Origin of the sequence: Corallococcus sp. CA047B, from assembly GCF_003612065.1 — a bacterium.
Classification (GTDB): Bacteria; Myxococcota; Myxococcia; order Myxococcales; family Myxococcaceae; genus Corallococcus; species Corallococcus praedator.
Genome location: NZ_RAWD01000444.1, coordinates 1 through 6,251 on the forward strand (window position 1 = coordinate 1; position 6,251 = coordinate 6,251).

General features: G+C 71.4%; 7 protein-coding genes. 5 read left to right on the forward strand and 2 right to left on the reverse strand.

Annotation, left to right across the window (positions count from 1 at the left end):
- On the reverse strand, positions 1–881 hold an 881-nt coding region (locus D7X74_RS38355), incomplete at its 3' end, for a DUF4010 domain-containing protein (RefSeq protein ID WP_120537918.1).
- A gap of 241 nt (positions 882–1,122) precedes the next feature.
- Positions 1,123–2,253, reverse strand: a complete 1,131-nt coding sequence (locus D7X74_RS38360) for an aquaporin (RefSeq protein ID WP_233602435.1) — start codon at positions 2,251–2,253, stop codon at positions 1,123–1,125.
- A 140-nt stretch (positions 2,254–2,393) separates the two neighbouring features.
- Between D7X74_RS38360 and thiL the strand changes: the two genes are divergently transcribed.
- The 5 genes from thiL to D7X74_RS38385 all read left to right on the forward strand — a co-directional run.
- Positions 2,394–3,356 (forward strand): thiamine-phosphate kinase, encoded by a 963-nt coding sequence (thiL, locus tag D7X74_RS38365; protein ID WP_120537919.1) that lies wholly within the window; start codon positions 2,394–2,396, stop codon positions 3,354–3,356.
- Between the two features lie 65 nt (positions 3,357–3,421).
- Positions 3,422–4,795, forward strand: coding sequence for a methyl-accepting chemotaxis protein (locus D7X74_RS38370; RefSeq protein WP_167508753.1), 1,374 nt, complete (start codon positions 3,422–3,424; stop codon positions 4,793–4,795).
- A 43-nt stretch (positions 4,796–4,838) separates the two neighbouring features.
- Positions 4,839–5,261, forward strand: a complete 423-nt coding sequence (locus D7X74_RS38375) for a chemotaxis protein CheW (protein ID WP_120537920.1) — start codon at positions 4,839–4,841, stop codon at positions 5,259–5,261.
- Positions 5,262–5,331: 70 nt separating this feature from the next.
- Positions 5,332–5,700 carry a response regulator gene (locus D7X74_RS38380; protein ID WP_014400067.1) on the forward strand — a complete coding sequence of 123 codons (369 nt, stop codon included), beginning with the start codon at positions 5,332–5,334 and terminating at the stop codon, positions 5,698–5,700.
- A gap of 61 nt (positions 5,701–5,761) precedes the next feature.
- Positions 5,762–6,251 (forward strand): Hpt domain-containing protein (locus D7X74_RS38385; protein ID WP_199741995.1); only part of this gene is annotated, 490 nt, incomplete at its 3' end.

The window sequence follows — 6,251 nt, forward strand, 5'->3', positions numbered from 1 at the left end:
GCGCCGGGTGGGGCTTCGGTGCGCGAGCGCATCAGCGCCAGGCCCGTGCTGGACAGCAGGATGAGGACCAGCGGGATGGCGGAGTTCACCAGCGCGCGGAAGGACAACAGGCCCAGGAGCACGGCGTTGCGCAGCGCCATCGCGGCGGTGGCCAGCATCACGCCCCGGTAGGCCACGTTCAGCAGGCGGCCGGAGGTCTCGCGCACGCGGTTGGCCAGCTCCGCCACGGTGACGGTGCTGTTGACGAGTCCGCCCAGGAAGCCCGTCACCTCCACGCCGTGCGCGCCGAACACCTTCCACAGGAGGTAGTTCACGAAGCCGATGGCGGCGATGAGGATGACCGTCACCCACGCGGCGCGAGGCTCGATGAGGCCCCACGGGTCCACTGGCTGCGCGGGCAGCACCGGGTAGATGGCGAAGGCGAGGATGGCCAGCAGGATGGCGGAGCGCAGCTCCTCGGCGGTGATTTTATGGCTGAAGGTGGCCAGCCGCTCCTTCCACGCGAGCAGGCCCGCCGTCGTCACGCCCACCGCGGCGGGCGTCACCGTGTGGCCCAGGCCGCAGAGCACGCCGGTGAAGCCCGTCACGAGCAGCGCGGCGGAGGTCGTCAGCTCGGCGCCGCCGTTCGCGCGCAGGGACTGCCAGTTGAGGAAGCACAGGAGCACGCCCAGGAGCGCGAGGCTCATCAGCGCGAAGTTCGGGCCCAGCAGGCCGCCCATGCCGCCCAGCAGCGCCGCGAAGCCAAAGGTGCGCAGGCCCGCTTCCTTGCCGCGCCACTCCCGCTCCAGCCCGACGAACAGGCCCACCGCGAGCGCGAGCGTCAGCCGCATCAGGGTCTGCAGCGGCGGCCAGGAGACGACGGGGGGAAGACCTTCCATCATGCGCGGTTCCTCTGAGTCGAACTGTCATGCTCGCCCATCGCGCTGACGTCAACGCCGCGCTCCGTCATGCGCATGCGGTTCCATCGGACCGGGAGTCGGCCGGGCACTGCACGGCGGCGCGGCCGTGAGCGCTGCCTGCGGGATGTGCGCACCATCGGCGCCGTCCTTCGCTGCGCTCTCCCAGGTCGCTCCGGGGGCACGGTCTCGCCTTTCTGGCGTTACGCGCCGCGCGCCAGCTGCATCACGTCAGCGCGCGAGGGCCCTCGGGCGCGGGCCCGCTCACGACGTGCAGCCGTTCCCAGCCCCGTCGCGCCAGCAACTGGAGGAGCCGGGGACGCAGGGCGGACTGCAACGCCCGCGCGCCGGCCTCGTTCGTCAGGGACAGCGCGGGCAGCGACCAGCGCTCGCGCACGCGGGCGTCCATGCCCGGTGCCTGGCCCGCCACCTCGATGAGCACGTAGTGCGACGCGGGCACGCCCCGGTCCCTCAAGGGCGCCGGGCGCAGGTGCAGCTCGCGCATCAGCGCCTCCACCGCGAGCGGTGGCCCCGAGCCCCCCTCGGCCGGCGGCGTCACCACCGCGCGGGCGCGCTCCGGATGGGCCAGCGTGTTGAAGAGCGCGGCGGCCAGGTGCGCGGGCCCTGCATCCGCGCACTCGAAGACGACGGTCTCCATCGCCTCGGGCGCGGGGGCGGGCTTCGGCGTGCCTCCCAGCAGCCAGCGGAAGAGGAACACCGCCAGCGCCGCGCCCAGCAACTGCGCCGCGATGAAGGACTCCACCTCCAGCGGGTTCATCACCCCCACGTGCGCACTGGCCGCGCGAGCCAGCACCAGCGCGGGGTTCGCCAGCGAGCGCGAGTCCGTGAACCACACCGTCGCGGCCACATACCCCGCGATGGCCAGCGGCGTGGCCGACGGACGCGTGCGCACGCAGCCGCGCACCACCACCAGCAGACCGAACGTCGCCACCATCTCCGTGAGGAACCGGGCGCCGTCGGCCGTGGGCGGACTCGCGGTGAGCAGCAGCGGTTCGTTGCACATGCGGTGCGCGATGAGCCGCCCCACGAGGCTGCCGAAGAGCTGCGCCAGCACGTACAGCGGCACCTCCCGCCACGGCGTGCGGTCCCCCAGCGCGTCCGCGAAGGTGAGCGCCGGGTTGAGGTGCGCGCCGGACAACGGGCGCAGGACCCACAACAGGCACGCCAGCACCGCGCCGCACGACAGGGACATGAAGAGCCGTCCCTCGGTGGCGCTCGCGCCCAGGTGCTCCGCGACGTGGTGCGAGCCCTCCAGCGCCACCACCACCAGCCCGCAGCCCAGCGCTTCCGTCGCGAGACGGCGTCGCAGGTCCAGGGGCACGGGCTGGGAAGACACTCCAATTTCTATGCCTCGTGGGGCTGACACCGTCAACGCCACGCGCCGGACCCGCGCCCGCCGGTTTGCTTGCGGACGCTCCACGACGCGAAAGCAGAACCATTGCGTCCCATGGAGCGGGCGTGGTCTGTGGCCGTCCCATGCCCGGTGAGTTCGACCTCATCCAACGCTTCCTCGCCTGCTTTCCAAAGGCCCGCGTGCCCGTCGGCCCGGGGGACGATTGCGCCGTGCTCACCCCGTCGAAGGGCGCGCTGTGCGTCACCACCGACGCGGTGGTGGAGGACGTGCACTTCACCCGCGCCACGTTTTCTCCCGGCGACATCGGCCACAAGGCGCTCGCGGTGAACCTGTCGGACCTGGCCGCCATGGGCGCCACGCCCCGCTGGTTCGTCTGCGCGCTCGCGCTGCCCGGGGACTTCCCCGCGCGCCACCTGTCCGCGCTCGGCCGGGGCATGGCCGCGCTCGCCACGGCGCACCGCATCGCGCTCGTGGGCGGCAACTTCACCTCCGCGCGCGAGCTGTCCGTCACCCTCACCGCCACCGGCGAGCTGTCCCATCCGCCCATCACCCGCGCGGGCGCCCGGCCCGGGGACCGGCTCTATGTCTCCGGCACCCTGGGCGACGCGCGCCTGGGCCTGAAGCAGCTCCAGGCCGGCCTGCGCCGGGGAAGCGCCGTGCGCCGCCAGCGCCGCCCGGAGCCCCGCGTCGCCCTGGGTCGCCTCGCCGCCCGCTTCGCCTCCGCCGGCCTGGACGTGTCCGACGGCCTCGCCCAGGACCTGGGTCATCTGTGCGCCGCGTCGCGGGTGGGCGTCACGCTGGAGCTGGAGCGGCTGCCCCTGTCACCCGCCGTGCGCGCCGCGCTGGGACCCGAAGGGGCGCTCCAGGGCGGCGAGGACTACGAGCTGCTCCTGGCCGTCCCCCCTTCCAGGGCCCCGGCGTTCGAGCGGGCGTGCGCTCGCGCCGGAGAGGCCGTGACCTCCATTGGCGTGCTCACCCGGGAGCGCCGCTGGAGCTTGAAGGACGGCGCCGGGCGCCTGCTGACCCCGCCCGCCGGTTTCGACCACTTCGCCCGTCCAGGCAGGCACATCCGGGCGGATGATTGACCCGTACCGGACAGCAAGGCTAAACCCCTGGGCTGCTTCCTGCCCCTCCCAGCTGAAAGCACTCCGTGCGCCGCCCCCTTCGCGACGACCCTTCCTCCGGTCTCACCCCCCGACGCGACCCCGTGCAGCGAATGCTGCGCGCCGTGGAGGGGCCCAAGGTCGTCCGCGAGCAGTCGCTGCACCGGAAGATCACCACCGGCTACATCGTCCTGGGCCTGCTGCTGGGCACGTGGCTGCTGGGCAGCGAGAGCAGCTTCGACGCGTCCTGGGGCCGCTGGAGCTACGTCATCCGGGTGGGCGTGGGCGTGCTCATCACCTTCGGCGGCGCGGCGTACCTGCCCTCGCTGCTGGCGCGCGTCACCCGCGTGAAGGTGCTCAGCCGCTCCGCGTTCGAAATCTCCCAGGGGGATTTGTCCAAGCCCGTGGCCGCGGAGGTCCACAGCACGCGCGACGAAATCGACGAGCTGACGGGCGCCATCTCCCGGATGCAGGAGAACCTGCGCGAGCTGGTCGGCAAGATTCAGGACACCGCCAAGAGCGTGGCGGACACGGCCATCGACCTGCAGCGCTCGGCGGAGAACGTCAACGGGTCCACCGAGGAGGTGGGCTCGTCGATGGAGAAGATCGCCAGCGGCGCGGAGACCCAGTCGCAGCTCGTGTCCCAGGCCTCCAAGGTCATCACGGAGATGGCCGGCAGCATCCAGCGCACGGCGGCCTCCGCCCTGGACGCGGCCCGCACGTCCGCGGAGACCAGCAGCAGCGCGGAGGACGGCTCCAAGGCGGCGAAGCTCGCGGGCGACAAGGTGAAGAAGGTCTTCAACCGCATCGAGTCCGCCAGCCAGCAGGTGTTCGCCTTCGGTGAGAAGACGCAGGAGATCTCCAAGATCGTCGACGCCATCACCCAGGTGGCCCAGCAGACCAACCTCCTGGCCCTCAACGCCACCATCGAAGCGGCGCGCGCCGGCGAGTACGGCCGCGGCTTCGCGGTGGTCGCCGACGAGGTGCGCAAGCTGGCGGAGAGCGCGGGCCGCTCCGCGGAGCAGATCTCCCGCCTGGCGCGCGACATCTCCGGTCAGTCCTCCTCCGTCGTGAGCGCCATGAAGGAAGGCATCGCGGAGCTGGCGGAGGGCCGCGAGGACCTCACCGACATCATGCGCTCCATGGGAGCCATCACCGACACCGCGCGCAAGGGCGCGGAGAAGGTGACGCTCATCTCCGACAGCACCCGCGAGCAGATGAAGGGCAGCGAGGAGATGGTGAAGGCCATCGAGGAAATCAAGCTCGTGGCGAAGAACAACGCCAGCTCCACGGAGGCCATCCAGGCCGTCATCCAGGAGCAGACGGCCGCGGTGTCGCGGATGACGTCGCTGGCGAGCGAGCTGACCAACCTCTCCGTGGAACTGCAGAGCGTGGTGCGCAGCTTCCGCCTGGGGCCCTGAGGGCTCCGGACGGTCCGCCGCCTCTGCTACAAAGGGCTCCACCGTGCGGCACGTCATCTTCCGGGTAGAGAAGGAGCGCTACGGGCTGCCCTTGTCGGCGGTCCGGGAGGTCGTCGTGCCCCCGGAGCGCTACACCCGCGTGCCCCGGGCCCCTTCCGCCATCACTGGAGTGATGAACCTGCGCGGTCGCGTGGTGACGGTGGTGGAGCTGCGGCAGCTCTTGCATCTGCCAGAAGGCCCCACCCCGCTGTGCCGCGTGGTACTGCTGGACCGGGGGCGGCGGGATTTGGGGCTCCTGGTGACGGATGTGGACGGCATCGAGGCGGTGGAGCGCGTCAGCGCGGCCCCGGGCAAGGTCATGCCCGCGGTTCGCGGCGTTGCCCGCCTGGGCGGTCTGGGAGTGACCGTGCTGGATCCGGAAGGACTTGATGCGGCGGTCGTTGCCTTGTTCACTCCCTCCAAGTGAGTAGCCCCCTGGAAACGGCCGGTGATAGGGTGCGCTCCCTCAGGCCTGAAACGGAGGCGGAGTTCTTCACATGGCTAAGCGGGTGCTGGTCGTCGACGACGCCATCTTCATGCGCAACATGATCAAGGACATCTTTGCGTCTGGAGGGTTCGAGGTCGTCGGTGAGGCGGCCAACGGCCTGGAAGCCGTGGAGAAGTTCAAGGAGTTGAAACCGGACCTCACGACGATGGACATCGTGATGCCGTTCAAGAGCGGAATCGAAGCGACGCGGGAAATCATCAAGGCCGACAGCAGCGCGGTGGTCATCATGTGCTCCGCGCTCGGGCAGGAGAGCCTGGTGATGGAGGCCATCGAGGCGGGCGCCTCGGACTTCATCGTCAAGCCCTTCCGGGCCGAGGACGTGCTGGCGGTCGTCAAGAAGGTGTTGGGCGAGGCCTGAGCGACGCAGGGCCGCGCCCGCCCGGGTCGCGGCCCCGTCCGCCTGTGGGAGGTACCGGGTCATGACGATGGACATGTCCCGGTACCTGGGCCTCTTCATCTCCGAGGCCACCGAGCACCTGGAGGCGCTCGGGCGGGACCTCGTGGAGTTGGAGCGCGAGGCCACCGCCAGCACCGTGGACTCGATGTTCCGCCACGCCCACTCCGTGAAGGGCATGGCGTCCTCCATGGGGTTCGAGCCCATCGCCATGCTGGCGCACCGGGTGGAAGACCTGGTGGATGCCGTGCGTGGGGACCGGAAGCTGCTCGACCGGGACCTGGTGGACCTGCTCCTGAGCGCCGCGGACACGCTGACGGCCCAGGTGCGCGCCGTCGCGTCCAGCCGTGAGCCGGAACAGGCGGAACCCCTGCTGCAACAGTTGAGCGCGCGCGTGCGGGCGCTCACCGGACACGCGCCCGCGGTGACGCGCGTGGCCCACGTCACCGTGCTCAAGCCGGCGGAGGCGTCCTCCGAGGCCGGCTCGGCCACCGGGGACGGGACGGCGGGGGGCG

What these genes read in the sequence shown, in the direction of transcription:
- D7X74_RS38380 (WP_014400067.1), top strand. Translation starts at nt 5,332, where the DNA reads ATGGCTAAGCGGGTGCTGGTCGTCGACGACGCCATCTTCATGCGCAAC.
- thiL (WP_120537919.1), top strand. Translation starts at nt 2,394, where the DNA reads ATGCCCGGTGAGTTCGACCTCATCCAACGCTTCCTCGCCTGCTTTCCA.